General features: G+C 68.5%; 22 protein-coding genes. 6 read left to right on the top strand and 16 right to left on the bottom strand.

Going from position 1 to position 26,275, the window contains the following annotated elements; genetic code table 11:
* Window positions 1-166 precede the first annotated feature (166 nt).
* Together AC1DXI_RS02000 and tdh are read right to left on the bottom strand one after the other, a co-directional pair.
* Complete coding sequence (locus AC1DXI_RS02000; protein WP_476937233.1) at window positions 167-1,378, bottom strand: glycine C-acetyltransferase; 1,212 nt, start codon at window positions 1,376-1,378, stop codon at window positions 167-169.
* A gap of 83 nt (window positions 1,379-1,461) precedes the next feature.
* On the bottom strand, window positions 1,462-2,508 hold the full coding sequence (gene tdh / locus AC1DXI_RS01995; protein WP_476937232.1) for an L-threonine 3-dehydrogenase: 1,047 nt from the start codon (window positions 2,506-2,508) through the stop codon (window positions 1,462-1,464).
* A 167-nt stretch (window positions 2,509-2,675) separates the two neighbouring features.
* Between tdh and AC1DXI_RS01990 the strand changes: the two genes are divergently transcribed.
* Window positions 2,676-3,584, top strand: coding sequence for a LysR family transcriptional regulator (locus AC1DXI_RS01990; RefSeq protein ID WP_018774590.1), 909 nt, complete (start codon window positions 2,676-2,678; stop codon window positions 3,582-3,584).
* 3 nt (window positions 3,585-3,587) lie between these two features.
* Here the strand turns inward: AC1DXI_RS01990 and gatB are convergent, their stop codons facing one another.
* The 4 genes from gatB to AC1DXI_RS01970 all read right to left on the bottom strand — a co-directional run bounded on the left by gatB (window position 3,588) and on the right by AC1DXI_RS01970 (window position 8,606).
* Window positions 3,588-5,093: an Asp-tRNA(Asn)/Glu-tRNA(Gln) amidotransferase subunit GatB gene (gatB, locus tag AC1DXI_RS01985; protein ID WP_476937231.1), complete on the bottom strand. Its 1,506-nt coding sequence runs from the start codon at window positions 5,091-5,093 to the stop codon at window positions 3,588-3,590.
* Window positions 5,093-6,646, bottom strand: coding sequence for an Asp-tRNA(Asn)/Glu-tRNA(Gln) amidotransferase subunit GatA (gatA, locus tag AC1DXI_RS01980; RefSeq protein ID WP_476937230.1), 1,554 nt, complete (start codon window positions 6,644-6,646; stop codon window positions 5,093-5,095). The genes gatB and gatA overlap by 1 nt, the downstream gene beginning before the upstream one ends.
* Before the next feature lie 4 nt (window positions 6,647-6,650).
* Window positions 6,651-6,947, bottom strand: a complete 297-nt coding sequence (gene gatC, locus AC1DXI_RS01975; RefSeq protein WP_476937229.1) for an Asp-tRNA(Asn)/Glu-tRNA(Gln) amidotransferase subunit GatC — start codon at window positions 6,945-6,947, stop codon at window positions 6,651-6,653.
* A gap of 177 nt (window positions 6,948-7,124) precedes the next feature.
* Window positions 7,125-8,606 (bottom strand): CitMHS family transporter, encoded by a 1,482-nt coding sequence (locus AC1DXI_RS01970; RefSeq protein ID WP_476937228.1) that lies wholly within the window; start codon window positions 8,604-8,606, stop codon window positions 7,125-7,127.
* Window positions 8,607-8,775: 169 nt separating this feature from the next.
* On the opposite strand from AC1DXI_RS01970, the gene AC1DXI_RS01965 reads away from it, so the two are divergent.
* Together AC1DXI_RS01965 and AC1DXI_RS01960 are read left to right on the top strand one after the other, a co-directional pair.
* Window positions 8,776-10,545: a sensor histidine kinase gene (locus AC1DXI_RS01965; RefSeq protein ID WP_476937227.1), complete on the top strand. Its 1,770-nt coding sequence runs from the start codon at window positions 8,776-8,778 to the stop codon at window positions 10,543-10,545.
* Complete coding sequence (locus AC1DXI_RS01960; protein WP_476937226.1) at window positions 10,538-11,209, top strand: response regulator; 672 nt, start codon at window positions 10,538-10,540, stop codon at window positions 11,207-11,209. Before AC1DXI_RS01965 ends, AC1DXI_RS01960 begins: the two co-directional genes overlap by 8 nt.
* On the opposite strand, the gene AC1DXI_RS01955 is transcribed toward AC1DXI_RS01960, so the two are convergent.
* From AC1DXI_RS01955 to AC1DXI_RS01910, 10 genes are all read right to left on the bottom strand, one after another.
* Window positions 11,206-12,921 carry a SulP family inorganic anion transporter gene (locus AC1DXI_RS01955; protein ID WP_476937225.1) on the bottom strand — a complete coding sequence of 572 codons (1,716 nt, stop codon included), beginning with the start codon at window positions 12,919-12,921 and terminating at the stop codon, window positions 11,206-11,208. The genes AC1DXI_RS01960 and AC1DXI_RS01955 overlap by 4 nt on opposite strands.
* 116 nt (window positions 12,922-13,037) lie before the next feature.
* Complete coding sequence (locus AC1DXI_RS01950) at window positions 13,038-13,421, bottom strand: RidA family protein (protein WP_476937224.1); 384 nt, start codon at window positions 13,419-13,421, stop codon at window positions 13,038-13,040.
* Between the two features lie 114 nt (window positions 13,422-13,535).
* The gene (locus AC1DXI_RS01945; protein WP_476937223.1) at window positions 13,536-14,039 is read right to left on the bottom strand and encodes a GNAT family N-acetyltransferase; all 504 of its coding nucleotides are present in this window, start codon (window positions 14,037-14,039) and stop codon (window positions 13,536-13,538) included.
* Window positions 14,040-14,151: 112 nt separating this feature from the next.
* A complete protein-coding gene (locus AC1DXI_RS01940) occupies window positions 14,152-14,988 on the bottom strand; it encodes an inositol monophosphatase family protein (protein WP_476937222.1) in 837 nt (278 codons plus the stop codon).
* Entirely contained in the window at window positions 14,985-17,348 is a 2,364-nt protein-coding gene (gene ligA, locus AC1DXI_RS01935; protein WP_476937221.1) for an NAD-dependent DNA ligase LigA, read from the bottom strand. The genes AC1DXI_RS01940 and ligA overlap by 4 nt, the downstream gene beginning before the upstream one ends.
* 82 nt (window positions 17,349-17,430) lie before the next feature.
* On the bottom strand, window positions 17,431-18,219 hold the full coding sequence (locus tag AC1DXI_RS01930) for a PP2C family protein-serine/threonine phosphatase (protein WP_476937220.1): 789 nt from the start codon (window positions 18,217-18,219) through the stop codon (window positions 17,431-17,433).
* A 155-nt stretch (window positions 18,220-18,374) separates the two neighbouring features.
* A complete protein-coding gene (locus tag AC1DXI_RS01925) occupies window positions 18,375-19,622 on the bottom strand; it encodes an adenylate/guanylate cyclase domain-containing protein (RefSeq protein ID WP_476937219.1) in 1,248 nt (415 codons plus the stop codon).
* On the bottom strand, window positions 19,612-20,211 hold the full coding sequence (locus AC1DXI_RS01920; RefSeq protein WP_476937218.1) for a PH domain-containing protein: 600 nt from the start codon (window positions 20,209-20,211) through the stop codon (window positions 19,612-19,614). Before AC1DXI_RS01920 ends, AC1DXI_RS01925 begins: the two co-directional genes overlap by 11 nt.
* Entirely contained in the window at window positions 20,204-21,142 is a 939-nt protein-coding gene (locus AC1DXI_RS01915) for a biotin--[acetyl-CoA-carboxylase] ligase (RefSeq protein WP_476937217.1), read from the bottom strand. The genes AC1DXI_RS01920 and AC1DXI_RS01915 overlap by 8 nt, the downstream gene beginning before the upstream one ends.
* Window positions 21,143-21,327: 185 nt before the next feature.
* Entirely contained in the window at window positions 21,328-22,218 is an 891-nt protein-coding gene (locus tag AC1DXI_RS01910) for an SDR family oxidoreductase (protein WP_476937216.1), read from the bottom strand.
* Window positions 22,219-22,422: 204 nt separating this feature from the next.
* Here AC1DXI_RS01910 and AC1DXI_RS01905 point away from each other — a divergent pair, with 204 nt between their 5' ends.
* From AC1DXI_RS01905 to AC1DXI_RS01895, 3 genes are all read left to right on the top strand, one after another.
* Window positions 22,423-24,006, top strand: coding sequence for an acyl-CoA carboxylase subunit beta (locus tag AC1DXI_RS01905; RefSeq protein WP_018774608.1), 1,584 nt, complete (start codon window positions 22,423-22,425; stop codon window positions 24,004-24,006).
* Between the two features lie 77 nt (window positions 24,007-24,083).
* Window positions 24,084-24,317, top strand: a complete 234-nt coding sequence (locus AC1DXI_RS01900; protein ID WP_476937215.1) for an acyl-CoA carboxylase subunit epsilon — start codon at window positions 24,084-24,086, stop codon at window positions 24,315-24,317.
* A 121-nt stretch (window positions 24,318-24,438) separates the two neighbouring features.
* Window positions 24,439-26,139, top strand: a complete 1,701-nt coding sequence (locus AC1DXI_RS01895) for a DUF885 domain-containing protein (protein WP_476937214.1) — start codon at window positions 24,439-24,441, stop codon at window positions 26,137-26,139.
* The last annotated feature ends 136 nt before the right edge of the window (window positions 26,140-26,275 follow it).

The raw sequence follows: 26,275 nt of genomic DNA, 5'->3' as shown, positions 1-26,275 counted from the left end.
GTCCCGCGGACAAGCCTGTGGAGAAAGCCGGGGTGAACGCGCAAGGCCGGGCCGGGCCGGGCAAAGCCAGGATGAACGGGCGGGCCGGGCCCCTGGAGTGGGGCCGGGCCCCTGGAGTGGGGCCGGACCCCGTGCTGAAAGTGGGGCCCGGCCTCAGGGATCCAGCCTAGGCTGCGCCCACCGCAGCGCGGCTGCGCACGAACGCCTGGACGCAGGCCTCGACGTCGTCGGCGCTGTGCGCGGCCGAAAGCTGGACGCGGATCCGGGCGGCGCCCTTGGGCACCACCGGGTAGCTGAACGCCGTCACGAAGACGCCGTTGTGGAGCATGGCGTCGGCCACCTTGGCCGCCATGACGGCGTCGCCGAACATCACCGGAACAATCGCGTGCTCGCCGGGGAGCAGGTCGAAGCCTTCCTCGGACATGCGGTTCCGGAAGAGCTCAGCGTTAGCGAAGAGCTTGCCGCGCAGTTCGCCGGAGCTTTCCACGAGGTCCAGGGCCTTGAGCGTGGCCGCGACGATCGCCGGGGCCAGCGAGTTGGAGAACAGGTACGGGCGGGCCTTCTGGCGGAGCATCGCCACGACCTCGCCGCGGCCGGAGACGTAGCCGCCTGAGGCGCCGCCGAGGGCCTTGCCGAACGTGCCGGTGTAGATGTCCACACGGTCCGAGACGCCGGCGTGCTCCGGCGTGCCCGCACCGGTGGCGCCCATGAAGCCGACGGCGTGGGAATCGTCCACCATGACCAGGGCGTCGTACTTGTCGGCGAGGTCGCAGATCGCTTCGAGTGGGGCGAGGAAGCCGTCCATCGAGAAGACGCCGTCCGTGACGATGATCTTGCGGCGGGCCGGGTTCTCCTGCGTAGTGGCCTCAATCAGCTTCGATTCGAGGTCCGCCATGTCCTGGTTGGCGTAGCGGAAGCGCTGGGCCTTGCAGAGCCGGATGCCGTCAATGATGGACGCGTGGTTCAGGGCGTCCGAGATGACGGCGTCTTCCGGGCCGAAGAGGGACTCGAACACGCCGCCGTTGGCGTCGAAGCAGCTGGAGAACAGGATGGTGTCCTCGGTGCCGAGGAACGCCGAGACGCGCTTTTCCAGTGCCAGGTGCAGGTCCTGGGTGCCGCAGATGAAGCGGACGCTGGCCATGCCGAAGCCGCGCTCGTCCATCGCGGTCTTCGCCGCAGCGATGATGTCCGGGTGGTCGGCGAGGCCCAGGTAGTTGTTGGCGCAGAAGTTCAGCACGTCGGCGCCGGACTCGCCGATCTGTCCGGCCTTGATGCGGTTGGCCTGCGGCGAGTCGATGTGCCGCTCGGTCTTGAACAGACCGGCGCTGCGGATCTCATCGAGTTCGTGCTGCAGCTGGTCCTTGATGGCTGAATACATGGGTTGGCTCCTCGGCTGGTTGGATGCGGGGGCAGAATGCGGTGTCTGGCAGGGGCCCGGAAGCGGGCGGTCAGGAAAGGGGCCTAGAAAACCGTCCAGTCGAGGACCACCTTGCCGCCGACGCCGGCGCGGGCTACCTCGAAACCCTTTTCCCAGTCGGTGGCCGGCAGCGTGTCCGTGACCACGGCCGAGATGTTCGTGTGCAGGACCGGGTTGGAGGAGAGCATGGCGCTCATCGCGTACCAGGTCTCGAACATTTCGCGGCCGTAGATGCCCTTCATGGTCAGCATGTGTGTGACCACCTTGCCCCAGTTGATGTCGATGGACTGGCTGGGCAGTCCCAGCATCGCGATCCGGCCGCCGTGGTTCATGTTGTCGATCATCTCAGGCAGCGCGGTGGGGTGTCCCGACATTTCCATGCCGATGTCGAAGCCTTCGCGCATGCCCAGTTCGCGCTGGGCGTCCTTGACCCGCATCTTCGACACGTCGATCGCGAGGTCGACGCCGAGCCTGCGGGCCAGTTCCAGCCGGGGCGCGGAGACGTCGGTGATCGCGATCTTGCGGGCGCCCGCGTGCCGGGCGACGGCGATCGCCATCAGGCCGATCGGTCCGGCGCCGGTGATCAGGACGTCCTCACCGACCAGGGGGAAACTCAGGGCCGTGTGGACGGCGTTGCCGAAGGGGTCGAAGATGGCGCCGAGCTCCGGGGTGACGGAGGGGTCCTGGTGGACCCAGACGTTGGTCTCGGGGATCACCACGTACTCGGCGAAGGCGCCGTCGCGCTGGACGCCGACGCTGACGGTGTTGATGCACATCTGCCGTCGGCCGGCGCGGCAGTTGCGGCAGATTCCGCAGACAACGTGGCCTTCGCCGGAGACCCGGTCCCCGACCTTGACGTCCAGGACGTCCTCGCCGGTCTCCACGACCTCGCCGTAGAACTCGTGGCCGGCGATCAGGGGGGCGTTGATGATGCCCTGCGCCCAGGCGTCCCAGGCCTGGATGTGCAGGTCCGTGCCGCAGATGCCGGTGGTCATGACGCGGATCTTGACATCGCCGGCGCCGGTCTTCGGCTCGGGACGGTCGACGAGCTCGAACCCTGCGTGGGCGCCGGCCTTGTAGAGAGCCTTCATGGGCCTTCCTAACTGTGCTTTTGGTGTTCTGCTCCGCGCGTTCTGTTCCGCCGTGCGGCGCGGGGGTGTGGGACAACTCACCCCATTAGACCCACCAGAAAGCATTAGCACAACCGAATTTTTCTCAATCGACGAATTAGGAATTGCTGTTGCATAGAATGGCTGGCATGGAAATCCACCAGCTGGAGATGTTGCGCGAACTCGGGGCCCTGGGCAGCGTCAAGGCCGTCGCCGAAACCCTCCTGGTGACGCCGTCGGCCGTGTCCCAGCAACTGGCCGCGCTGCAGAAGACCGTGGAGGTGCCACTGACCCGCAAGGAGGGCCGGAACCTGGTGCTCACGGAGGCCGGGCAGGTCCTGGCGGACGCCGGGGCGGCGGTGGTCAGCGCGATGGCGGATGCGAAGATGGCGATCGGCGCCTACCACGGCTCGCCGGTGGCGCCGGTGACGCTCAGCGGTTTCCACAGTGCCGGGCAGGCGCTGTTCGCGCCGCTGGCACGGCTCCTGGATGGCCCGGGCCAGCCGCGGATCCTGCTCTCCGACGAGGACGTCGCCCAGCAGGATTTCCCCGCCCTGACGGCACGCTATGACCTGGTCCTGGCGCACCGGATGGATCACAGCCCCCGCTGGCCCGAGGAACGCGTCGCCGTGATCCCGCTCGCGCACGAGCCGCTGGACGTGGCACTGCCCGCCGGGCACCGGCTGGCCGGGCAGCGCGCGGTGACGGCCGACGACGTCGTGGGCGAACCGTGGGTGACGAGCCGCGCCGGCTACTCCCCCGCCGACGTGCTCTCCGCCGTCGCGGCGGTCTCCAGCCGTGAGCTGAACATCGTGCACCGCATCAACGACTACTCGACCGTGGCGGCGCTCGTGGCGGCCGGCGGCGTGATCGGCCTGCTGCCGCGGCACACCGCGCGGCCTGTGCTGAACCCGGACATTGTGCTGCGGCCGCTGGAAGGCATCAGCACCCGGCGCCGGATCGACGTCCTGGCCCGGCCGGAGAACCTTAAACGCACATCGGTCATGATGGTCTGCGAAGCGCTGCAGACCATCATGACCGATTTAGTGGGCGGCTAGGGGCTAGCCCTCGACGCCGAGGCGCTGGAGGATCAGCTCGCGGACGCGGCCGGCGTCGGCCTGCCCGCGGGTGGCCTTCATAACGCCGCCGACGATCGCGCCGATCGCCTGGACCTTGCCTCCGCGGATCTTGTCCGCGACGTCGGGCTGCGCGGCGAGGGCCGCGTCGATGGCTTCGAGGAGCGGGGCGTCGTCGGAGACCACGGCGAGGCCGCGCTTCTCGACGATTTCCGCCGGGGTGCCCTCGCCGGCGAGGACGCCGTCGAGGACCTCGGAGGCCATCTTGTTGTTGATCTTGCCGTCCTCCACCATCTTGTTCAGTTCCACGATGGTGGCCGGGGCGACGCCGAGCTGGCCGGGATCGACGTCGGCGTTCTTGGCGCGTCCGACGATCTCGCCCATCCACCATTTGCGCGCCACGGTGGCAGTGGCGCCTGCAGCGATGGTTTCCTCGATCTCGTCCATGACGCCGGCGTTGACGACGTCGCGGAACTCCAGGTCCGAGTAGCCCCAGTCGGCCTGCAGCCGCTTGCGGCGCGCGGCCGGCGGCTCGGGCAGGGTGGCCCGAAGCTCCTCGACCCATTCGCGGGACGCGGTGATCGGGACCAGATCAGGTTCCGGGAAGTAGCGGTAGTCGTCGGCGTCGGACTTGGCCCGGCCCGACGTCGTGGTCCGCGTGTCCTCGTGCCAGTGGCGGGTTTCCTGGATGACCGGCTCGCCGGAGTCCAGCACGGCAGCGTGCCGCTGGATCTCGTAGCGGACGGCGTGTTCGACGGCGCGCAGCGAGTTGACGTTCTTGGTCTCCGAGCGGATGCCGAAGCGTTCGCGGCCGTGCGGGCGCAGCGAGACGTTGGCGTCGCACCGGACGTTGCCGCGTTCCATCTTCGCGTCCGAGACCCCGAGGTTCTTGACGATTTCGCGGACGGCGGCCACGTAGGCCTTGGCGAGTTCGGGGGCGCGGCTGCCGGCGCCTTCGATCGGCTTGGTGACGATCTCGACCAGCGGCACGCCGGAGCGGTTGTAGTCCACCAGGGAGTAGTCCGCGCCCTGGATGCGGCCGGTGGCGCCGCCCATGTGGGTCAGCTTGCCGGCGTCTTCCTCCATGTGCGCGCGTTCAATTTCGACGCGGAACACGGTGCCGTCGGAGAGTTCGATGTCCAGGTAGCCGTCGTACGCGATGGGCTCGTCGTACTGGGAGGTCTGAAAGTTCTTCGGGGTGTCCGGGTAGAAGTAGTTCTTCCGGGCGAAGCGGCACGTCTCGGCGATCTTGCAGTTCAGCGCCAGGCCGATCTTGATCGAGGACTCGATCGCGGTCTTGTTCACCACCGGCAGCACGCCGGGCATGCCGAGGTCCACCTCGTTGACGTTGGTGTTCGGCTCGTCGCCGAAGACGTTCGGCGCGGAGGAGAACATCTTGGTCTTGGTGTTGAGCTCCACGTGGACCTCGAAACCCAGGACGGGGTCGTACTTGTCCATCGCCTCTTCGAAGCTGAGGGTTGCGTCAGTCATTAGTGTGAGCCTCCGTGGCTTGAAACGGCAGAATCAGTGAGCGAGGGGGCCTTGTCCAGCAGCGGGCCGCCCCACTGCGCTTCGAGCAGGGATTCCAGGACCGCGCCGACGCGGTACAGGCGGGCGTCCTGGCGGGCCGGTGCCAGAAGCTGGATGCCCACGGGCAGTCCGTCCTCGTCGGCCAGGCCGCCCGGCAGGGACAGGCCCGGGACGCCTGCCATGTTCGCCGGGATGGTGGCGACGTCGTTGAGGTACATCGCCAGCGGGTCGTTGAGCTTCTCGCCAAGCTTGAACGCCGTGGTCGGCGCCGTCGGGGAAATCAGCACGTCGGCCTTTTCAAACGCGGCGTCGAAGTCGCGCTGGATCAGGGTGCGCACCTTCTGGGCCGAGCCGTAGTAGGCGTCGTAGTAGCCGGCGCTCAGGGCGTAGGTGCCCAGGATGATGCGGCGCTTGACCTCGTCGCCGAAGCCGGCGGCGCGGGTGGCGCCCATGACCCGCTCGATGGTCATGGGCCCGTCCTTGGGCAGGACCCGCAGACCGTACCGGACGCCGTCGAACTTGGCCAGGTTGGAGGACGCCTCCGACGGCATGATCAGGTAGTAGGCACCCAGGGCGTACTTGAAGTTAGGGCAGGAGACCTCGACGATCTCGGCGCCCGCGCCCTTGAGCAGTTCGAGGGATTCGTTGAAGCGGTTCTCGACGCCGGCCTGGTAGCCCTCGCCGTGGAGCTCCTTGATGATGCCGATCTTCATGCCCTTGACGTTGCCGGTCCGGGCCGCGGCCACGAGGTCCTCGAGCGGGTCCGGCAGCGAGGTGGAGTCGCGGGGGTCGTGCCCGCCGATCACCTGGTGCAGCAGGGCCGAGTCGAGGACGGTGCGGGAGACCGGGCCGATCTGGTCCAGCGAGGAGGCCATGGCGATGGCGCCGTAGCGGGAAACGCCGCCGTAAGTGGGCTTGACGCCGACCGTGCCCGTGACGGCGCCGGGCTGGCGGATGGAGCCGCCTGTGTCCGTGCCGAGGGCCAGCGGGGCTTCGAAGGCCGCGACGGCGGCAGCGGAGCCGCCGCCGGAACCGCCGGGGATGCGCTCCAGGTCCCACGGGTTGTGCGTGGGCCCGTACGCGGAGTGTTCGGTGGAGGAGCCCATTGCGAACTCGTCGAGGTTCGTCTTGCCCAGGATCGGCATCTTGGCGGCGCGCAGGCGCTCGACGACGGTGGCGTCGTAGGGGCTGTGCCAGCCTTCGAGGATCTTCGAGCCGGCCGTGGTGGGCTGGCCGATCGTGACGATGAGGTCCTTGACGGCGATCGGGACGCCCGCGAGGACGTGGAGCTCCTCGGCGGCGGCACCGCCGGCGGCGCGGATCGAATCCACTTCGGCGGCGACGGCAAGCGCCTCGTCGGCGTTGACGTGGAGGAAGGCGTGGACCTTGCCGTCGACGGCGGCGATGCGGTCCAGGTAGGCCTGGGTGACCTCGACGGCGGTGATTTCGCGGGCGGCCAGCTTCTCGGCGAGCGCGGCGGCGGAGAGGCGGATCAGTTCGTTGTTCTCAGTCATGGTCTTAGTCCTCATCCAGGATTGCCGGGACCTTGAACCGGCCTTCGTAAGCGTCGGGGGCACCGGAGAGGGATTGCTCGACCGTAAACGTGTGGCCCACCACGTCCTCGCGGAACACATTGGTCAGCGGAATCGGGTGGGACGTGGCCGGGACGTCATCACCGGCGGCTTCACTGACGGACTTCACTGAATCCACGATGACGGCGAGTTCGCCCGCCATCCTGTCCAGCTCTTCAGCACTCATCTCGATGTGCGCGAGTTGCGCGAGATGCGCGACGTCGTCGCGGTTGATCGCAGCCATGGATCTCCCCTGCAAGGTATGGATAATTTTCCGTCCCAGTCTACGTGGGTTGAACTGCTGTTACCGTCCGGCTGCGGTCACCTTCCGGCGCCAGGCCAAACAACGCGGGGTCACTTACGGTCCATCCGGAAGTCCGGAATGGGCCGCAAGTGACCCCGCGTTGCAGTTGCTGGGGGGTCAGCCGATGCCGATGGCTCCGGTGAGGACGCCAACGCCGAGCATGACCAGGGAGATCACGGCCGTGCGCCACAGGACCTTCTTGTGGTGGTCACCCAGGTCCACCTTGGCGAGGGAGACCAGGAGCAGGATCGCCGGGACCAGGGGGCTCTGGAGGTGGAAGGGCTGGCCGGTGATGGAAGCGCGGGCCATGTCGGCGGCGCTGACGCCGTAGTGGGCCGCCGTTTCGCTCAGGACCGGCAGGACGCCGAAGTAGAAGGCGTCGTTGCTCATGAAGAACGTCATCGGGATGCTCAGGACGCCGGTGATCACGGCCATCAGCGGGCCCATGTCGGACGGGATGATCTGGACCAGCCATTCCGACATGGCCTTGACCATGCCCGTGCCGTTGAGGACGCCGGTCAGGACCGAGGCGGCCATGACCATGCTGACGACGGCGACAATCGAGGGAGCGTGCGCGATCAGCTGGGCGCTCTGGTCCTTGACCTTGGGGAAGTTGACCAGCAGGGCAATGGCGGAGCCGACCATGAAGACGAACGGGAGCGGAATGACGTTGGCGACGAGCGTCACCATGACCGCGACCGTCAGGCCGAGGTTGAACCAGAACAGCTTGGGACGGAGGGTCTTGCGGTTGGGGTCCAGGGCGGTGTCTGCCATGGCGGAGTCGCGGTCGTCAACGAGGGAATCGGCGCGCTCCAGCACTGCAACGGAGGATCCTTCCGGGGAGAGCCCGGCGGGCGAGGCTCCGGGGCCCTTGCGTCCGCGGCGGATTCCGGTACTGCCGGCCGCGCTGCCGCTGGCTGCGCCGTCTGCATCACCAACCAGCGCTTCAGCCGTATCCGGGACACCCCAGATCTCGGGGGCGACGGCGCGGAGGCGGTTGCGTTCCTGCAGGCCGAGCAACCAGGAGAAGACCAGCACCACAATGAGTCCTGCGATGAGGGACGGGACCATGGGCACGAAGACATCGTTGACGTCGAGTTTCAGCGCGGAGGCGGCGCGGGCGGTGGGGCCGCCCCAGGGCAGGATGTTCATGGTGCCGTTGGCCAGGCCGGCCACGCAGGTCAGGACCACGGGGCTCATCTTCAGCCGCAGGTAGACCGGCAGCATCGCCGCGGTGGTGAGGATGAAGGTGGTGGAGCCATCGCCGTCGAGGGAGACCGCTGCTGCGAGGATGGCCGTGCCCAGGACCACCTTGGCGGGGTCGTTGCCGAGCTTGCGCAGGATGAACCGGACCAGGGGGTCGAAGAGCCCGACGTCGATCATCAGCCCGAAGTAGATGATCGCGAACATCAGCAGCGCGGCGGTGGAGGTCATGGACTTCATGGAGTCCATGACCATCGGGCCGATGCCGAGGCCCGCGCCGGCGAAAAGCCCGAAGACTGTGGGAACAATGATGAGCGCCAGCACCGGCGTCAACTTCTTCGTCATGATCAGCACCATGAATACCGCGATCATGGCGAATCCTAGTAATACCAGCACGGCCGGCTCCTTCTTCGTTGAATGACACCACTCCGGTGTGATGCGCACTACAGACGTTAGAGTGGCGCCCGTCACGACTGGGCCTTTGGCTCAATTGATTGGCATACTGCTTATTGGATGCATTTTGCGCATTTTGCTCACGTCCACACCAACCCCAGGCAGGAGCCCGATGAAGCGCCGCACAGCTCTGCCGGCCCTGCGCTTTTCGACCCAGACACTGTTGCTGCAGCTCGGCGTCGTGGCGCTGGTGGTGCTGCTGAGCAGCGCCGTCCACGCCTGGCTGAGCTATGACCGGCTGGGCCGCGAGGCGGAGAACCAGGCGCTGACCCTGGCCCGGACGGTGGCCTCGGACCCCTCGGTGCGGGCAGAGGTCCAGGCCATCAGCGCCCTTCCCGCCGCTCCCCCGGCCGCTGAGCTGTTGGCCGGTCCGTTGATGGCTGCCGCGGAGGGTGCCCGAACCCGCACCGGGGCCCTGTTCGTGGTCATTACGGACGAGACCGGCATCCGGCTGGCGCACCCCGACGCGGAGCGGCTGGGCGAAAAGGTCAGCACCGACCCCTCGGAGGCCCTCGCGGGCCGGGAGGTCACCACGCGGAACACGGGCACGCTGGGCCCGTCCGCCGGCGCCAAGGTCCCGGTGTACGCCCCGGGCTCGACGGCGGTGGTGGGTGAGGTGAGCGTGGGCTACTCCACCGAGACGATCAGCCAAAGCCTGGCCCGGGACATCATCCCCATCGCCGTCACGGCCGCCGGCGCGCTGCTGGCCGGCGTGCTCGCCTCCTTCCTGCTGCGGCGGCGGCTCCAGCGGCTGACCCTCGGGCTCGAACCCGAGGAGATCAGCACCCTGGTGCACGACCAGGTGGCCGTGTTGCAGGGCGTCGACGACGGCGTGATCGGCGTTTCGGCCGACGGCAGGGTCAGCGTTTTCAACGCCGCCGCCCAGCGGCTGCTCGGTGTCCCGGACCTCGCGGGCACGGCGTGGGCCGCCGCCCCGGTGCCGGAGCAGCTCAAGGCCCTGACCCGGGCCGATGCGGCCGAGGGCGAGGCGGTGGAACTCGTGGCCGGTGGCCGGGTGCTGGTGGTGAGCGCCCGCAAGGCCCTGCACGGCCGCGAGGACCTGGGCTGGGTGGTGATGCTGCGGGACCGGACCGAGCTGCAGCAGCTGACCCGCCAGCTCGATGCCGTCGGCACCATGTCCGCGGCCCTGCGGGCGCAGCGCCACGAGTTTGCCAACCAGCTGCACACGATCGCCGGCTTCATGAGCATCGGCCAGCCCCAGCAGGCCCAGGACTACCTCGCCAAACTGGCCGGCACCGGGCCGCTGGCGTTCCCGGTGGACCAGGCCGAGCTGCTCCAGGACCCTTACCTGCAGGCCTTCCTCGGTGCCAAGGGCGTAGAGGCGGACGAGCGCGGCGTGAGCCTCCGCCTCGGCCCGGAATCCGTGGTCCGCGGCCACGTTACGGAACCCCAGGACGTCACCACAGTCCTGGGGAACCTGATCGACAACGCCGTGAACGCCGCCGTCGCCGGTTCCGCGGCCGAGCGCTGGGTGGAAGTCGAAGTGCTGGACGAACCGGGCCTCAACGGAGGCGCCGGCACACTCCACATTGTGGTGGCCGATTCCGGCGACGGCCTGGGCGGCGGAATGACGGCCGCCGAGGCCGAGGCGGTCTTCGCGGAGGGCTACACGACCTCGGTCCGGCCAGCGCGCCCTGGCGCAGGGCAGGGTCTGGGGCTGGCGCTGTCCCGGCAGCTCGCGCGCCGCCGCGGCGGAGACGTGCGGGTGCTCGAAGCGGGCTCCCCCGGCGGCCCGGGCGCCGTTTTCGTCGCCACGCTTCCGGGAACCACCGAACCCGGGCCAACGCTGCCGGGACCCGCCCAACCCGGAACCCCCGAACTGCGAACCCCTGAACCACGCCGAGAGGACAACGATGTCTGAGGATTTCAGGGTGCTGATTGTCGACGATGATTTCCACGTCGCCAAGCTGCATGCCGCCTACGTGGATTCGGTGGCCGGCTTCCTGGCGCTGCCGCCGGCCGGCTCGGCGTCCCAGGCGCTGCAGGCCATCCACAGCCTGCGCCCGGACCTGGTGCTGCTGGACGTCTACCTGCCGGACGCCTCGGGCCTGGACCTGCTGCACCAACTGGACGTCGACACCGTGATCCTCAGCGCGGCCTCGGACACGGCCTCGCTGCGCCTCGCGTTCCGCCGCGGGGCACTGGGCTACCTGCTCAAGCCCTTCACGGCCGAGTCCCTCTCGCAGCAGCTGCGCTCCTATGCACGCTACCGCCGGATCCTGGCCCAGCCGGGCTCCGTCAGCCAGGAGACGGTGGAACGCGCCAAGCGGGCCCTGATCCCGGGCGACGTCGTCGCCTCGGCACGTCCCCGCTCCGCCACCGAGGCCGCGGTGCTGGAATCCCTGGTACCCGGCGAGCAGTATTCGGCCGCCGACGTCGCCGCCCGGGTCGGCGTGTCCCGGGCCACCGCCCAGCGGTATCTGTCCGCGCTGGCGGACGACGGCGCCGTCGACATCCAGCTGCGCTACGGCACCACCGGGCGGCCCGAGCACCGCTACGGGATCCCTGCCGGAACCGGCAACTAGGCGCCCTCGGGCCGTTTCTGTGCCGCCGCTTGCTCCGCCTGCACGGCACGGTAGACGTTGCCGTGGATCATGTCCGCCCCGATGCGCTCGATCACGCCGTCGCGCTCCAGGACCGCCCGAACCGCGGGCTTGAGCCTGGTCAGGCGCAGGTTGACGTCCGACTCGCGGGCGAGGGTCGCGATGTCCGCCATCTTTGTTGCCCCCTGCGAATCGACGAAATTGATCCCGCCGCAGTCGAGCACAATCCCTGTGAGCCCCGGCGTCGAATGGATGACCTCGCGCAGACGGTCCTCCAGCGCGTCGGCCGTGGCAAAAAACAGGCCGCCGTCGAACCGGATCACCGCAATGCCGGGAACGGTCTCGTCGCCGGGGTGCCCATCGGCTTCACGGAAGACCTGGGTGCCCGGTTCGCGGCCAAGCGACGGCATCGCCGGGTGGGTGGCCACCCGGACGAGCCAGAAGAGCGAGAGTACGATCCCTATCACGACGCCCGCCAGCACGCCGAAGATGAGGGTGCCGATGATCGCTGCGATCGCAATCCAGAAGTCAAACTTCTGCACCCGGGCAAGCCGCCGCATCTCGGGCACGTTCATCATGCCCATGACGACGGCCTCGATGATCAGCGCCGCCAGCACGGGCTTGGGCAGGTTCGAGAACAGCGGCGCCAGGAAGAGCAGCGTGAGCAGGACGGTGACCCCGGAAGTGAGGGAGGCAAGCCCGGTCTTCGCCCCCGAGTGGTCGTTCAGCGAGCTCGCCGACAGGCTCGTCGAGACGGGCATCCCCTTGAAGAGTCCTGCGGCAATGTTGGCCAGCGACTGGGCAATCGACTCCTGGTTGATGTCGATCTGGTAGCGGTGCTTGGCAGCGAACGCCCTCGCATCCCCGGCGGTCTGGGAGAAGCCGATCAGGACCACTGCCACCGCCGCGAGGGCCACGGTGCCGATGTGGTCCCACATCAACTGGCCGTCCGGGACCTGAAGCGACGGCAGGCCGCTGGGCACGTCGCCCACCAGGGCCACGCCTTTGGCCCCGAGACCGAAAAGCGCCTCGGCCGCCAGCCCGCCCACCACCAGGACCAGGGCGCCGGGGACTTGGGGAGCGACAGCTTTCAGCCCGAAGACGACAGCCAGCGCAATAACGCCAACCACCACGGTGGTCGGCTGCGCCTCGCCAAGGGTCCCCAGCCATGACCACAGCTCCTGGATGGGGTTCGAGCCGGTGACCTCGGTCCCGGTGAGCTTGGGGAGCTCGCCGATCACGACGTCGATCGCCGCGCCGAAGAGGAAGCCGGTGACCACGGCCTTCGAGAGGAACTGCGCGATCCAGCCCATCTTGAGGACGGCAAGGAACAGGAACAGGATCCCGGCGGCGAGCGTGATTCCCGCAACGAACGAGGCGACGTCCTGCTCTCCCGTGATGCCCGCCGCGAGGACGGCACTGGCGGCCACTGCCGCCAGGCCCGAGCTGGGGCCCATCGAGATCTGCCGGCAGGTGCCGAAGATCGCGTAGACGATGGCGCCGGCGGCCGCGGCATACAGGCCGTTCTGCAGCGGTATCCCGGCGATGCCTGCGTACCCCAGGTTCTTCGGAACGATCAGGGCCGCGACGGTGACCCCGGCGATCAGATCGCCGCGCAGCCAGGAGCGGTCATAGGAGCGGAACTGGCCGATGAGAGGTACCCTCGTGGGCCCCTGCCCGGGCGCTTTGGTCATGCGCCAGTCATACTCCGAGTCCGGAAGTTCCGCCAGAGTCCCTAGACAGCCACGCGGGGTCACTTACGGCCCATGCGGAGTGCCGGAATGGGCCGTAAGTGACCCCGCGTTGGTTGTTAGGTGGCGCTCTTCTGGGCGACGAGTTCGATCTCGACGAGCATCTTGGGATCCAGGAACGGCAGCACGTGAACGAGGGCGAGCGTGGGACGGATGTCGCCGAAGACCTCGCCGTGGGCCCGGCCGGCCTCTTCCCACTTGCTGATGTCCGTCAGGTACAGCTTGGACTGCACCACGTCCTCGAAGCCGAAGCCGGCGTCGGCCAGCACAGCGCCAAGCTTCTGCAGGATGTAGCTGGTCTGGGCATAGAAGTCCTCGCCCACGATTCCGTCCTCGCCGCTGGCGGCCGTCGCGGAGATGTAGAGGGTGTTGTCCACCTGGACAGCCCGGGAATAGCCGAGGGCCTGTTCCCAGGTGGAGCCGGTACCGAAGGTCTTGCGCATGGTGGGCCTTTCGCAGTTGCCGCAGGGATCGGCACAACTGTAGGGCGCCGGGCGCCTGGGCCGCCAAACCGGGTTGTTTTGTGTCGGCGGGACTGCGCGGGGCCTCCGCCCGGGCTAGAGTTCCTGGCGGTAAACGAGCAGTTTGATGTCCGTGCCCGGCACGAGCCAGTCGCGCTCCGGCGCCCGGAGGAAGCCGGTCTTCTGGTAGAGGCCGTGGGCACTTTCCCAGCTCTCGCCCGTGGTCAGGGCCACGGCGTGGATACCGGGCAGGGCCCTGGCGTGCTCGATGATGGCCTGGACCATGGCCTTGCCGGCACCGCTGCGCTGCACGGACGGGTCCACCACGAGCATGCGGAACTCGAGCTCGTCGCTGAAGGCGATGTCCGCGTAGGGCTCGCCGGCGACCGCCAGCGTCACGGAGCCGAGCATCCGGCCCTCCCGCTCCGCGACCCAAACCGTCGCGGCCGCCGCGCGCTGCCCGACGTTCTGGATCTGCTGCATGTAGGGGTGGTCGGCGCTCTCAAAGTAGCCTGCCGCCAGGTAGGCGTCCCGGGTGATGCGCGCTATGGCGTCGAAGTCGGCCGGAACGGCGGGGCGAATGAGGATCTGCGAGGGCACCTGTCAATGGTACGGGCGCCCGGCCCGGGCCGTGCCCGGAAAGGCCGTTTCCGTGACTGAACTATCACTCAGGCCTATCACTCAGACCCGGAGCCGGCCCTGGGAGAGGACTTTAGAGCGGGAATTTGCCGGAGAGTTCCAGCGGACCGGCGCACGTCCATGCGGCCAGGCGCTCGTCGTCGGAGGGGCCGCCGGCCAGGGGGCTGGTGAGCCGCGGCCGGCGCACCCAGCAGCCTGCCTCCTCGGCGATCAGGGCCCCGGCGGCGAAGTCGTGTTCGTTGAGCCCGCGCTCACCGTAGGCATCGTGCGTGCCGTCCGCCACGAGGCACAGGTCCAGTGCCGCGGACCCGAGCCGGCGCATGTCCGCGAAGCCGTCCATCAGGCTGCCGAGGCCCTCGGCCTGTTCCGCCCGCACGCCGGGATCGTAGCTGAAGCCCGTGGCCAGGATCTGGCCGGTCCGTCCGGGGACCGGGCCGAACAGGGCGGTCAGCTGGCCCTGTTCCTGGAGCCAGGCGCCCTCGCCGCGGGACGCGTAGTAGGTGCGTCCCAGCGCCGGCGCGCTGACGACGCCGGCCAGCCAGACGCCGTCGGCGTCGGCCACCGCCACGGAGGTGGCGTAGTAGACGATGTTGCGGATGAAATTGGTGGTGCCATCGAGGGGGTCGATCGACCAGCGGTAGCCGCTGGGCTGAGCCGGCAGGACGGTGCCGCCCTCCTCCCCCGTGATGATGTCCCACGGCCGGGCGGCGGTGATGACGTCCCGGACGGCGGCTTCGGCGGCGAGGTCGAAGGCGGTCACCCAGTCGCCTGAGTCGCCCTTGTTGCTGACGTCCAGGGCGGCAGTCTTCCGGGTGGCCAGGACGGCGGCCCCCGCCGCCGCGGCCGACTTGGCCAGGTCGAGCAGCTCCGGAATGCCGGGTGCGGGAGGACCCGCGGAGTGCGAACTCATTCGGCCGCCGCACCATCGGCGCCGGGAGCCTCGCCGTCGCCGGCCAGGACCGGGACACCGTCCGCGCCGGGGGTCTCGCCACCGTCCGCGCTGGCGTCCGCTCCGCCGCCGGCCGGCCCGTTCGCCAGCAGGGCACGGAAGCCGTCCTCATCCAGGACCGGGACGCCGAGCTGTTCGGCCTTGTCCAGTTTGGTGCCGGCGTTCTCGCCTGCCACCACGTAGCTGGTGTTCTTCGACACCGATCCGGCCGCCTTGCCGCCGCGGATCAGGATGGCTTCCTTGGCCTCATCGCGGCTGAAGCCCTCGAGGCTTCCGGTCACCACCACGGTCAGCCCCTCCAGCGTCCTGGGCGTCGACTCGTCGCGTTCGTCCGCCATCCGGACGCCGGCGTCCGCCCAGCGGTCCACGATGTCGCGGTGCCAGTCCTCGGCGAACCATTCGGTCAGCGCCTGGGCGATGACCGGGCCCACGCCGTCGACGTGGGCGAGCTCCTCCTCGGAGGCCTGCCGGATGGCGTCCATGCTGCCGAACGCGGTGGCGAGGGCGCGTGAGGCCCGCGGGCCGACGTGCCGGATGGACAAGGCCACCAGGATCCGCCACAGCGGCTGGGATTTCGCTTTTTCCAGCTCCCGGAAGAGCTTGTCCGTGGTGGCCGTGGGCTTGGACGGGGTCTTGGTGGTGGCCTTGGTGAAGAAGTAGGGCACCAGCTCGAATTCCCCGGTGCCGATGCCCTTGGAGCGCTTCTCCCGGCGGACGCGGACGTCCGCGAGCTGCTCCGGGGTCAGGTTGAACAGCGTCGCCTCGGTGGTCAGCGGCGGTTCCGCGGGCTCGGCCGGCTGGGTCAGCGCGATGGCGGCTTCCCAGCCGAGGGCCTCGATGTCGAAGGCGCCGCGGCCGGCAAGGTGGAAGACGCGTTCGCGCAGCTGCGCCGGGCAGGACCGGGAGTTGGGGCAGCGGATGTCCACGTCCCCTTCCTTCCCGGGGGCCAACGGCGTGCCGCACGCGGGGCATTCGGTGGGCATGATGAAGTCGCGGACGGGAGGGTCCTGCTGGTCCCGCAGCGCCAGCACCGGGCCCACAATTTCCGGAATGACGTCTCCGGCCTTGCGCAGCACCACGATGTCGCCGATCTTCACGCCCTTGGCCTTGACCACCTCCTGGTTGTGCAGGGTGGCCATTTCCACGGTGGAGCCGGCCACTTTGACCGGTTCCATCACGCCGTACGGGGTGACCCGGCCGGTGCGGCCGACGTTGACGGCGATGTCGAGCAGCTTGGTGTGGACCTCTTCGGGCGGGTACTTGTAGGCCACGGCCCAGCGCGGCACCCGGGTGGTGTAGCCCAAGGCCCGCTGGGTGGCGAAGTCGTCCACCTTGATCACAATGCCGTCGATCTCGTGGGTGAGGCTGTGCCGCTTGTCGCCGTAGCGCTTGATGAATTCGAGCACGTCGGCCAGTCCGGCCAGGACCTCGAAATACGGGCTCGTGGGCAGTCCCCACTCGGCGAGCTTCCGGTAGGTCTCGGACTGGCTGGCAGTGTCGAGTCCCTCGCGGGCGCCGATGCCGTGGACGTACATCCGCAGCGGCCGCTTGGCCGTTTCCGCGGGGTCCTTCTGCCGCAGCGAACCTGCGGCGGCGTTGCGCGGGTTGGCCAGCGGCGCCTTGCCGGCCTCGATCAGGGCTTCGTTGAATTCCGCGAAGGCCTGCGACGGGATGAAGACTTCGCCGCGGACTTCCATCTCGGCCGGGAAGCCGGTACCGCTGAGCTGCTGCGGGATTTCCTTGATGGTCAGGACGTTGTGCGTGATGTCCTCGCCGGTGGTGCCGTCCCCGCGGGTGGCGGCCCGGACCAGCGCCCCGTTGCGGTAGAGCAGGTTGACGGCCAGGCCGTCGATCTTCAGTTCGGTGAGCCAGGACGGCGGGTTGCCGCCGTTGCCGAGCTTGGCGACGCCCGCCTCGGCCTTGACCATCCAGGCCTCCAGCTCCTCGAGCGAGAAGACATCCTCCAGGCTGTACATGCGCTGCAGGTGTTGGACGGCGGCAAACGCCGCTGATACCTCGCCGCCGACTTCCTGCGTGGGCGAATCGTTGGCCACGAGTTCCGGATGCATGGCTTCGAGCGTTTCCAGCCGCCGGTAGAGCTCGTCGAACTCGGCGTCGGCGATGATCGGCGCGTCCTGCTGGTAGTACGCAAAGCGGTGCTTGCGGACCTGCTCCACAAGGTCTTCGTACTCCGCACGGATGTCCCCGGAGGGGACCTGCTCCCCCGCGGGGCCTTGCGGATCCGTGCTGTGCCGGGGGGCTGCTTCGGCTGCTTCGTCAGTCCCTGCTGCGGTCTCTGCTGCGGTCTTCCCTGTGCTCACAGACCTATCCTGCCCTAGATCACCGCTGTTGTCCGGTCAGGGGTCCGGTCAGGCGACCGTCAGTCTGCGGTCGCGGGGCCGGTCAGGCGGGCGCGTCCCCGCTTGCAGTCCGGGCATCCACCACGATCGCCGTGATGTTGTCCCGGCCGCCGCTGCGCAAGGCCGCCTGGATCAGCTCGTCCACGGCCGCCTGGGGGTCGGCCTCGGAAGCGAGGATGCCGGCGATCTTCTCATCGGTCAGTTCGCCGTTGAGGCCGTCGGAGCAGACCAGGATCCGGTCGCCGTCTTCAAGGGGAAGCAGCCAGAAGTCGGCCTCCGAGTCGTCCCCGGTTCCCAGCGCCCGGGTCACAACGTGCCTGCGCGGATACACGGCGGCCTCGGCCTCGGTGATCTGGCCGGTGTCAAGGAGTTCCTGGACCTCGGAATGGTCGACGCTGATCTGGGCGAGCCGGCCGTGGCTGTAACGGTAGGTGCGGGAGTCCCCAATGTTGAGGACAAGCCAGTACGGAACGTCCAATTGCTCCACCACCACGACGCCGGACAGGGTGGTTCCTGCGCGAGATCCGGTGGCGTGACGGATGCCTGCATCGGCCATGAGCAGGTACTCCTGCAGGATGTCCGCCGTCGCGTCCCGGCTGCCGGTCTTGAACTGTGGCAGCTCGGCCAGGGTGCGCACGCAGATGCTGCTGGCAACTTCGCCGGCCTCGTGCCCGCCCATGCCGTCCGCCACGGCGAAGACGGGGTCGGCGGCAATGAAGGCGTCCTCGTTCGCCTCCCGGCGCAGCCCCCGGTCCGTGCCATACCCGCAGTGCAGCCGCGGTCCCTGTTTGCCGTCCGACGGCGGGATGGGGGCGTCTGGCGTTGCGTTCATGGCGGTCCTCAATACAGTGGTGCGCGGCTTCAGCGGTGCGCGAGGGATGACGGCGGTCACAAACCCGGCCGGATCGCAACTGCCGGTCCGACTATTGCATATGCGCCGCTCAACTGAGAAGCCCGCCACGGGCTACCGCCGGGCTGATCCGGTGCTCAGTCCAGGATCAGGCCCCGGCCGCTGCCGGGCTGCAGCTGCACCGGGTGGATTTCACCGAACCCGCGGACGTCCTCGGCCGGGCGGGGCACCAGGACGAAGCGTTCGTCCTGCTCCAGCGCGGCCGCGGTCATCGAATCCACCAGCACGGTTCCGGGGTCCGCGAGGGCCGTCAGGCGGGCGGCGAGGTTGACGGTGGGTCCGTAGATGTCACCGAGGCGGGAGAGGATGCGGCCCCAGACCATGGCCACGCGGGCCTGGGGCAGGATCTCGTCGTCGGTGAAGGCGCGGGACAGGGCCAGGGAAATCTCGGCTCCCGCCGCCGGAGTCTCGGCAATGTACAGGACTTCGTCGCCGACGGTCTTGACCAGCCGGCCGCCGCCGACCGAGATGATTTCGGCGCACTTGTTCTCGAAGCGCTGCACCAGCTGGGCGAGCGTCTTCTCGTTCATCCGGCGGGAGAGGCTGGTGTAGGAGACAAGGTCGGCGAAGCCAACGGCCCGGGCCAACGGCAGGGGCGCATCGTCCTCGTCGCCTTCGCGGCCCTCTTCGCTGGACTGCAGCCCGGCTTCGGCCCGGACGGCAAGGCGCTGCACAGCGGCGTTGAGCTGGCGGCGCCAGGAGTAGGCGAGCATCTCCTCGAGGGGGTCGATCAGGTTCGGCAACTCGCTGACGAGCCGCTTCCGGGCGACGGCGTCGCTCACGCCCTGTTCCTGGACCATGTCCTCCACGAGGGCCTCGATCTGCCACACCACCATCCGGTCGGTCATCTGGCCGATGGCCCGGGTGATGGAAATGGCGGCTTCCTCGGTGAGCTTGCCGTCGCGCACCAGGTCCACGATGGTGGACAGGGCGGCCTGGTCACGCTCGGTGAACGCCACGTCTTCATCCCCGAGGTTGGGAAAGCCGAGGGCGCGCCAAAGTTTCCGGGCAGAGAGCAGCGAGAGCCCGGCACCGGCGGCGACTTCACGACGCCGGAGCTTGCGCTCACCGCCCAGCAGCCGCGCTTCCAAGGCTTTGGCGGCGAGCCGTTCAGCGGACATCGTGCCGGTGGGCGGGGCCACAGGTTCGGGTTCGGCGGCTTCGAATTCGGCTTCGGCGGCGGGTTCGATGAGCGCGCCTGCTTCGGTGTCGAAGGCGGTCCCGGCGTCGCTGTCGGCGGCAGCCGAACCGGCGGCGTCCTCGGGCTCCCGGGGCAATTCCGGGGCAGCGAGGTCGGTGTCCTGGTGGACGTTCTCAGCGTTCATCTCTTCCACCTTCTCTCGTCTCCCACGGCCAGGCCTCGCCCGGGTTGTAGGTCATGCCGTCGGCCCCGGACGCCTCGCCCTGAGGGAGATCGTCAATGGCGTCCAGCAGGAAATTACGGAATGTCGCCACCTCGGGGACATCGGGGACCACCGTTCCAAGGGGGTACCCGGTCTCCAAGGATATATTCCCGGAGTGCAATAGGCGCTGCAACAGCGATTGCTCAATGGCCACATGGCGGACGGCGGCGAGGGGGATCTGTTCATCGCGCCGCCTTAACATGCCGTAGCGGGTAACTAAACGCTGGCTGGTGAGGATGTAGCGGGTGGCGTGCCATGCAATGACCCGCGGGAGGCAATAGCCCAGCAGCACCCACGCCGCCAACGCCAGGCACACGGTGACCAGCCAGGGAGTCCACTCCTTGGGGACGAGGGGCAGGAGCCGCGTCGGGCCGCCCTTAACAACCCAGGCGCAGGCGTACGCGGCCGCGGCCGGAACAACAACGAACGTCAGCGCCGGGACAATGAGCATCCTGGGCTGGGGCCGGGTCATCACAATTACTTGCTCTCCCGGCAGGAGCACTTTACGCATAACCGCTTTCTGCCCCGCCGCTGCCGTTGCCCTGGCCGCCGGTGCCGGCCGGGTTCCACGGCCTCAGGTGCACGACGTCGCCGGCGGTCACCACGTGTTCATGGCCCGCGGCATCGACCACCAGGAGCGAGCCGTATTCGTCCAGCCGCGTGGCGTGGCCAATGATCTCGTGGTCGCCCGGGAGCTGGGCCCGGACCTGCTTGCCGAGGGTCGAGAGGAAGTGCTCCACCCGTTTGTGCAGCGACGGGCCACCGGCCATGCCGGCGGTGGGATCGCCGTCGGCGTTGCAGAAACTCCGGTAGAGGGTGGCGAAGCGGGACAGGTAGCTCTTCAGGAGCTCCGTCCGGTCCACTGTGTCCGGATTCTCCAGCAGCACGGAGGTGGCGGTGGGAACCGGGAGTTCGGGCTCTGTCAGCGTGACGTTCAGGCCGGTGCCGAGGATGACCGGCGGCGCGCCGCCGGCGCCGAGCGGTCCGAGCTGGGCCAGGATGCCGGCGATCTTCCGGCCCCGGACCAGGACGTCGTTGGGCCATTTGAGTTCCGCCGGAAGGCCTGCCGTTTCCGTCAGGGCCTCACGCAGGGCGAGGGCGGCCAGGAGGGAAAGCCAGGAGTACCTGTGGGTCGGCAATGGCCGGCCGGCCCCGTTGACCGGCAGGAGCACGAGCGAGACGGAGACCGAGCTGCGGGCCGGCGCCTCCCACCGGCGGTCGAGCCGGCCACGGGCGGCGCTCTGGTACTCGGCGGTCAGCACCGACAGGTCCGGCCACGCGCCGGGATCCTCGGTCACCCCGCGGAGGAGATCGGCGTTGGTGGAACCGGTGGATTCAAGCACCGTCAGGCGCGGAATTCCGTTGGCAGACAGGAACGCCTCATCGCTGAGGGCACTCATGTCCAGGGGCGGACGGTCCGGGGTTTCCTGCACGGCTTCCATCCTTGAATCCTACCGAGGAAAGCGCACCGGAGCCCCGGCCAGCCGCCTCACATGCCTCCGCCGAAACTCCCCACCTTTGGCCGGGAGTTCCGGCGTGTCGGCCGGACACGCCGCTGATTCCGGCGGCCGGCCCTCAAATGAGCGGAAATTCCGCAGGGCACGCGGCCGCAAAACACCCAGCAAGTTCAGAGGAAGATGTCCGGGACCAGCTGGGACTCCGGCGCGCCGAGGCTGTACGGGCTGAAGTCCGTCACCCCTGCCGCCGCGAGAACCTGTTCATCGGTGTAGAAGTTGCCGCTCTGGCTCCCGCCGGCGGGGACCGCGTTGCCGCCGGTCAGCACGGCGTGGGCGGCGTCGGCCATGATTTCGGGGCTGCGGGCGCCCTTGACGATCATGTCGCCGCCGGGCATGTTGCGGATCGCCGCGGTGTCGATCAAGGTACGCGGCCAGAGAGAGTTCACGGCGACCCCGTCGGCCTTGAGCTCCTCGGCCAGCCCCAGCGTGGTCAGGCTCATGCCGTATTTGGCCATGGTGTAGGCCAGGTGCAGGCCGGCCCACTTCGGATCCAGGTTCAGGGGCGGGGAGAGTGTGAGGATGTGCCCGGCCGCGGAGGCGCGCAGGGCCGGCAGCGCCATCTTCGAGAGCAGGAACGTGCCGCGCACGTTGATGTCCTGCATGAGGTCGTAGCGCTTCATGTCCACGTCGTCGGTGCTGGAGAGGTCAATCGCCGATGCATTGTTGATGACGACGTCGATCCCGCCAAAGCGGTCCACGGCGGAGCCGACAGCACCGGCGACGTCGGCGTCGTTGCGCACGTCGCCGACCAGCGGCAGGGCCCGGCCGCCGGCGGCCTCGATCTGTTCGGCGGCGGTATACACGGTTCCCTCCAGCCTGGCGTGGGGCTGACCGGTCTTGGCCATCAGGACGATGTTGGCGCCGTCCCGGGCTGCGCGGAGCGCGATGGCCAGGCCGATGCCACGGCTGCCCCCGGAGATGAGGACAGTGCGGCCCTGGAGGGAACCGGCGGCCTGGTACGGCCCTGCGGCGGTGCCCGAAGCATCGTTGCTTGAAGTCATGCCCACACTCTAGCGGACCAATGTTACTCGCGGGTAACAAAGCGGTGCGGGAGCTTCGCGGCGGGAAAATTGTAGGTTCCCTACAGCGGCACCGGCCAATACCGTCACTAGACTTGCCAGCAGAGCCCTGCTTTTGTGGATTCCAGCCAAAGGACCGCACATAACGGGCGCCGTTCAACCTTGCGACAGAGCCGGAGAAACTTGATGAGCCACGATCTGACCACGACTGCGGGAAAGATTGCAGATTTCCGCGACCGCCAGGCCCGTGCCGAGCAGCCCTCCGGTCCGGAAGCGATCGCCAAGCAGCACGCGCGCGGCAAGAATACCGCCCGCGAGCGCATCGACCTGTTGCTGGACGCCGGCTCCTTCGTGGAATTCGACGCGCTGGCCGTGCACCGCTCCACCGCGTTCGGCATGGAGAAGAAGAAGCCCCTCGGCGACGGCCTCGTCTCCGGCTACGGCACGGTGGACGGCCGCCCGGTCGCGGTCTACAGCCAGGATTTCTCCGTCTACGGCGGCTCGCTGAGCCAGGTCAACGGCGAAAAGATCGTCAAGGTCCAGGAGTTCGCACTGCGCAACGGCTGCCCCGTGGTCGGCATCCTCGACGGCGGCGGTGCCCGTATCCAGGAGGGCGTCGCCTCCCTGGCGATGTTCGCGGACATCTTCCGCAACAACGTCCACGCCTCCGGCGTCGTTCCGCAGATCTCGCTGATCATGGGCCCCTCCGCCGGCGGCGCGGCCTACTCCCCCGCCCTGACCGACTACGTGGTCATGGTGGACAAGACCTCGCACATGTTCATCACCGGCCCGGACGTCATCAAGACCGTCACCGGCGAAGACGTGGACATGGAAACCCTCGGCGGCGCCCGGCAGCACAACGCCAACACCGGCACCTCGACTTACCTGGCCTCCGACGAGGCCGACGCCGTCGAATTCGTCCGCGAACTGCTCGACTTCCTGCCTTCCAACAACCTCGCCGAGGCCCCGGTGCTGGAGCACCAGCAGGAGCTGGAAATCGACGACGACGACCTCGCCCTGGACGCGCTGATCCCGGACTCTGCCAACCAGCCCTACGACATGCGCAAGGTCATCGAGCAGATTGTCGACGACGCCCACTTCCTCGAGATGCAGTCCCTCTATGCCCCGAACGTGATCATCGGCTACGGCCGGGTCGAGGGCCATACGGTGGGCATCGTGGCCAACCAGCCCATGCAGTTCGCCGGCACCCTGGACATCGCGGCCTCGGAAAAGGCCGCGCGCTTCGTTCGGCACTGCGATGCCTTCAACATCCCCATCATCACGCTCGTGGACGTGCCGGGCTTCCTGCCCGGCAAGGACCAGGAGTTCCAGGGCATCATCCGCCGCGGCGCCAAGCTGCTCTACGCGTACGCCGAGGCCACCGTGCCCAAGCTGACCGTGATCACCCGCAAGGCCTACGGTGGGGCCTACATCGTGATGGGCTCCAAGAAGCTCGGCGCGGACCTGAACCTCGCCTGGCCCACCGCCCAGATCGGCGTCATGGGCGCCCAGGGTGCCGTGAACATCCTGTACCGCCGCGAACTCGCCGCGGTGGCGGAGGACGGCGGCGACGTCGAGGCCAAGCGCGCCGAGGTGATCCGCCAGTACGAGGAAGAGCTGCTCAACCCCTACCAGGCCGCCCAGCTTGGCTACGTGGACGCCGTCGTCGCACCGTCCGAAACCCGGGTGCAGATCATCAAGGGCCTGCGCGCCCTCCGGGACAAGCGGGCCGCCCTGCCCGCCAAGAAGCATGGGAACATCCCGCTGTGATCCCCMCCCGCCCCCTAACCTCGCAAGTCCCCACCGGCTCCCAGCCTTCGCAAGCTCAGGCCGGGTCCCTCGCCGGCGTGGGCCCACGGCCAGAAGGACCCGCCGACAGCCTCGACTCGCCGCTTCTCTCAGTCGTGAAGGGCGAGCCGACACCGGAAGAGCTGGCCGCCCTGACCGCCGTCGTGCTGTCCCTGGGGCAGAGCCAGCAGGCGGCACCGGAAAGCCCCGGCGTCCGGCACTGGGTCCGCCGGCAGCAGCTTCGGCTGGCGCCCAGGCCGGGTCCGGAGGCCTGGCGCCGCAGCCTGGGCTGAGACGACCTGGTTGAGCGTCCTGGCTGGGCCAGCCCGCCGGCGAAATCTGCACGGAAAAAGTTGCGCGCGAAAAAGTTCAGTGACTCTTTCATAACCATGGCCGCCGGGCTAGTCTCGTCGGGTGACTACCGAAATCATCGCCTCAGACAACACTGCCCCCGCGCGCCAGCAGACGGCTATTGACGCCGTCGCCGACGCCTACACGGATACGCTGATCCGGCTCAACCCGAGCTTCGCCACCGAACTCGGCCTGCCCGGGCACGAGACCGAGTACCAGGACTTCTCCCCCGCCGGCCACGAGGAATTCGCGGCCGCCGCCCGCGAGGCACTTGCGGCGCTGGACGGACTGGAGCCGGTTGACGACGTCGACGCCGTCACGCTCGACGCCATGCGCGAGCGGCTGGGCCTGCAGCTGGAAATCCACGAATCGGGCTGGGACACGGCCGATCTGAACAACATCGAGTCCCCGTCCCAGCAGATCCGCGCCATCTTTGACCTCATGCCGACCGATACCGCCGGGCAGTGGGAGCACATCGCGGGCCGGGCCCACAATGTCCCTGCAGCCATCGACGGATACATCGAGTCGCTGCGTTCGGCGATGCAGGACGGCAAGGTGGCCGCGGCCCGCCAGGTGTCGATCGTGATCGAGCAGGCCACCAAGCACGCCGCGGACGACGGCTTCTTCGCGAAGCTCGCCGCCGGCGCCAAGACTGCGGACGGCCCGCTGCCGGCGGATCTGCAGACCAGGCTCGACGCCGGCGTCGCGGACGCCCGGGTGGCCTACTCCCGGCTGGCAGGATTCCTCGAGTCCGAGCTCCTGCCGGTTGCCCCCGCTAAAGACGCTGTGGGCCGTGAGCGCTACGCCCTGGCTTCGCGCGCCTTCCTCGGTGCCACCGTTGACCTGGAAGAGACCTACGCGTGGGGCGTGGAGGAGCTCGACCGCCTCATCACCGAACAGGAACGGGTGGCCGGCGAAATCCGCCCCGGCGCCTCGATCGAGGAAGCCAAGGAGATCCTGAACAACGATCCCGCCCGGCAGCTCAAAGGGACCGACGCCCTCCAGGCCTGGATGCAGGAACTGTCGGACAAGGCCGTGGCCGAGCTCGCCGGCGTCCACTTCGAGATCCCGGACATCATGAAAACGCTGGAGTGCCGGATCGCGCCCACCGATGAGGGCGGCATCTACTACACGGGACCCTCGGAGGACTTCAGCCGCCCCGGCCGGATGTGGTGGTCCGTGCCGGCCGGTGAAGACACCTTCACCACGTGGGCCGAAACCACCACGGTGTACCACGAGGGCGTTCCCGGCCACCACCTCCAGGTCGCCACCGCCACCTACCGCCGCGAGCTGCTGAACAAGTGGCGCCGCAGTGTGTGCTGGACCTCGGGCCACGGCGAAGGCTGGGCTCTCTACGCGGAAAAGCTCATGCAGGAACTCGGCTACCTCAATGATCCGGGCGACCACATGGGCATGCTGGACATGCAGCGCATGCGCGCGGCCCGCGTGGTGTTCGACATCGGCGTGCACCTGGAACTCGAAGTTCCCGAGCGCTGGGGCAGCGGCATCTGGACATCGGAGAAGGGCTTTGACTTCCTCCGCGCCAACCTGCCGATCAGCGAGGGGCAGCTGAAGTTCGAGTTCACCCGCTACCTGGGCTGGCCGGGACAGGCCCCGTCCTACAAGGTGGGCCAGCGGCTCTGGGAGCAGATCCGGGCGGAGCTTGAATCGCGCCCCGGCTTCGACCTCAAGGCGTTCCACACGAAGGCCCTGAACATCGGCTCCGTGGGCCTGGACACCCTCAAGCGCGCGCTCCTGGGGTAATCCGCAGTCCCAACCTCGACGAGAGTGCAGTTCGCGGCAGTGTTTCGCACGAATATTGCCGCGAACTGTCATCCCGCGTGGCCGGAGGTGGCCTGGCCCGCCCGGCGACGAGACAATCGCCACACCGCCTACCGGA

Source organism: Arthrobacter sp. P1_H7, from assembly GCF_056405215.1.
The sequence above is the reverse complement of the archived record's forward strand: the minus strand, read 5'-3'. Positions and strand labels throughout refer to the sequence as shown.

Coding starts and splice junctions, on each gene's coding strand:
- AC1DXI_RS02000 (WP_476937233.1), bottom strand. CDS start 1,378: ATGTATTCAGCCATCAAGGACCAGCTGCAGCACGAACTCGATGAGATC.
- tdh (WP_476937232.1), bottom strand. CDS start 2,508: ATGAAGGCTCTCTACAAGGCCGGCGCCCACGCAGGGTTCGAGCTCGTC.
- AC1DXI_RS01990 (WP_018774590.1), top strand. CDS start 2,676: ATGGAAATCCACCAGCTGGAGATGTTGCGCGAACTCGGGGCCCTGGGC.
- gatB (WP_476937231.1), bottom strand. CDS start 5,093: ATGACTGACGCAACCCTCAGCTTCGAAGAGGCGATGGACAAGTACGAC.
- gatA (WP_476937230.1), bottom strand. CDS start 6,646: ATGACTGAGAACAACGAACTGATCCGCCTCTCCGCCGCCGCGCTCGCC.
- gatC (WP_476937229.1), bottom strand. CDS start 6,947: ATGGCTGCGATCAACCGCGACGACGTCGCGCATCTCGCGCAACTCGCG.
- AC1DXI_RS01965 (WP_476937227.1), top strand. CDS start 8,776: ATGAAGCGCCGCACAGCTCTGCCGGCCCTGCGCTTTTCGACCCAGACA.
- AC1DXI_RS01960 (WP_476937226.1), top strand. CDS start 10,538: ATGTCTGAGGATTTCAGGGTGCTGATTGTCGACGATGATTTCCACGTC.
- AC1DXI_RS01955 (WP_476937225.1), bottom strand. CDS start 12,921: ATGACCAAAGCGCCCGGGCAGGGGCCCACGAGGGTACCTCTCATCGGC.
- AC1DXI_RS01950 (WP_476937224.1), bottom strand. CDS start 13,421: ATGCGCAAGACCTTCGGTACCGGCTCCACCTGGGAACAGGCCCTCGGC.
- AC1DXI_RS01940 (WP_476937222.1), bottom strand. CDS start 14,988: ATGAGTTCGCACTCCGCGGGTCCTCCCGCACCCGGCATTCCGGAGCTG.
- AC1DXI_RS01930 (WP_476937220.1), bottom strand. CDS start 18,219: ATGAACGCAACGCCAGACGCCCCCATCCCGCCGTCGGACGGCAAACAG.
- AC1DXI_RS01925 (WP_476937219.1), bottom strand. CDS start 19,622: ATGAACGCTGAGAACGTCCACCAGGACACCGACCTCGCTGCCCCGGAA.
- AC1DXI_RS01920 (WP_476937218.1), bottom strand. CDS start 20,211: ATGCGTAAAGTGCTCCTGCCGGGAGAGCAAGTAATTGTGATGACCCGG.
- AC1DXI_RS01915 (WP_476937217.1), bottom strand. CDS start 21,142: ATGGAAGCCGTGCAGGAAACCCCGGACCGTCCGCCCCTGGACATGAGT.
- AC1DXI_RS01910 (WP_476937216.1), bottom strand. CDS start 22,218: ATGACTTCAAGCAACGATGCTTCGGGCACCGCCGCAGGGCCGTACCAG.
- AC1DXI_RS01905 (WP_018774608.1), top strand. CDS start 22,423: ATGAGCCACGATCTGACCACGACTGCGGGAAAGATTGCAGATTTCCGC.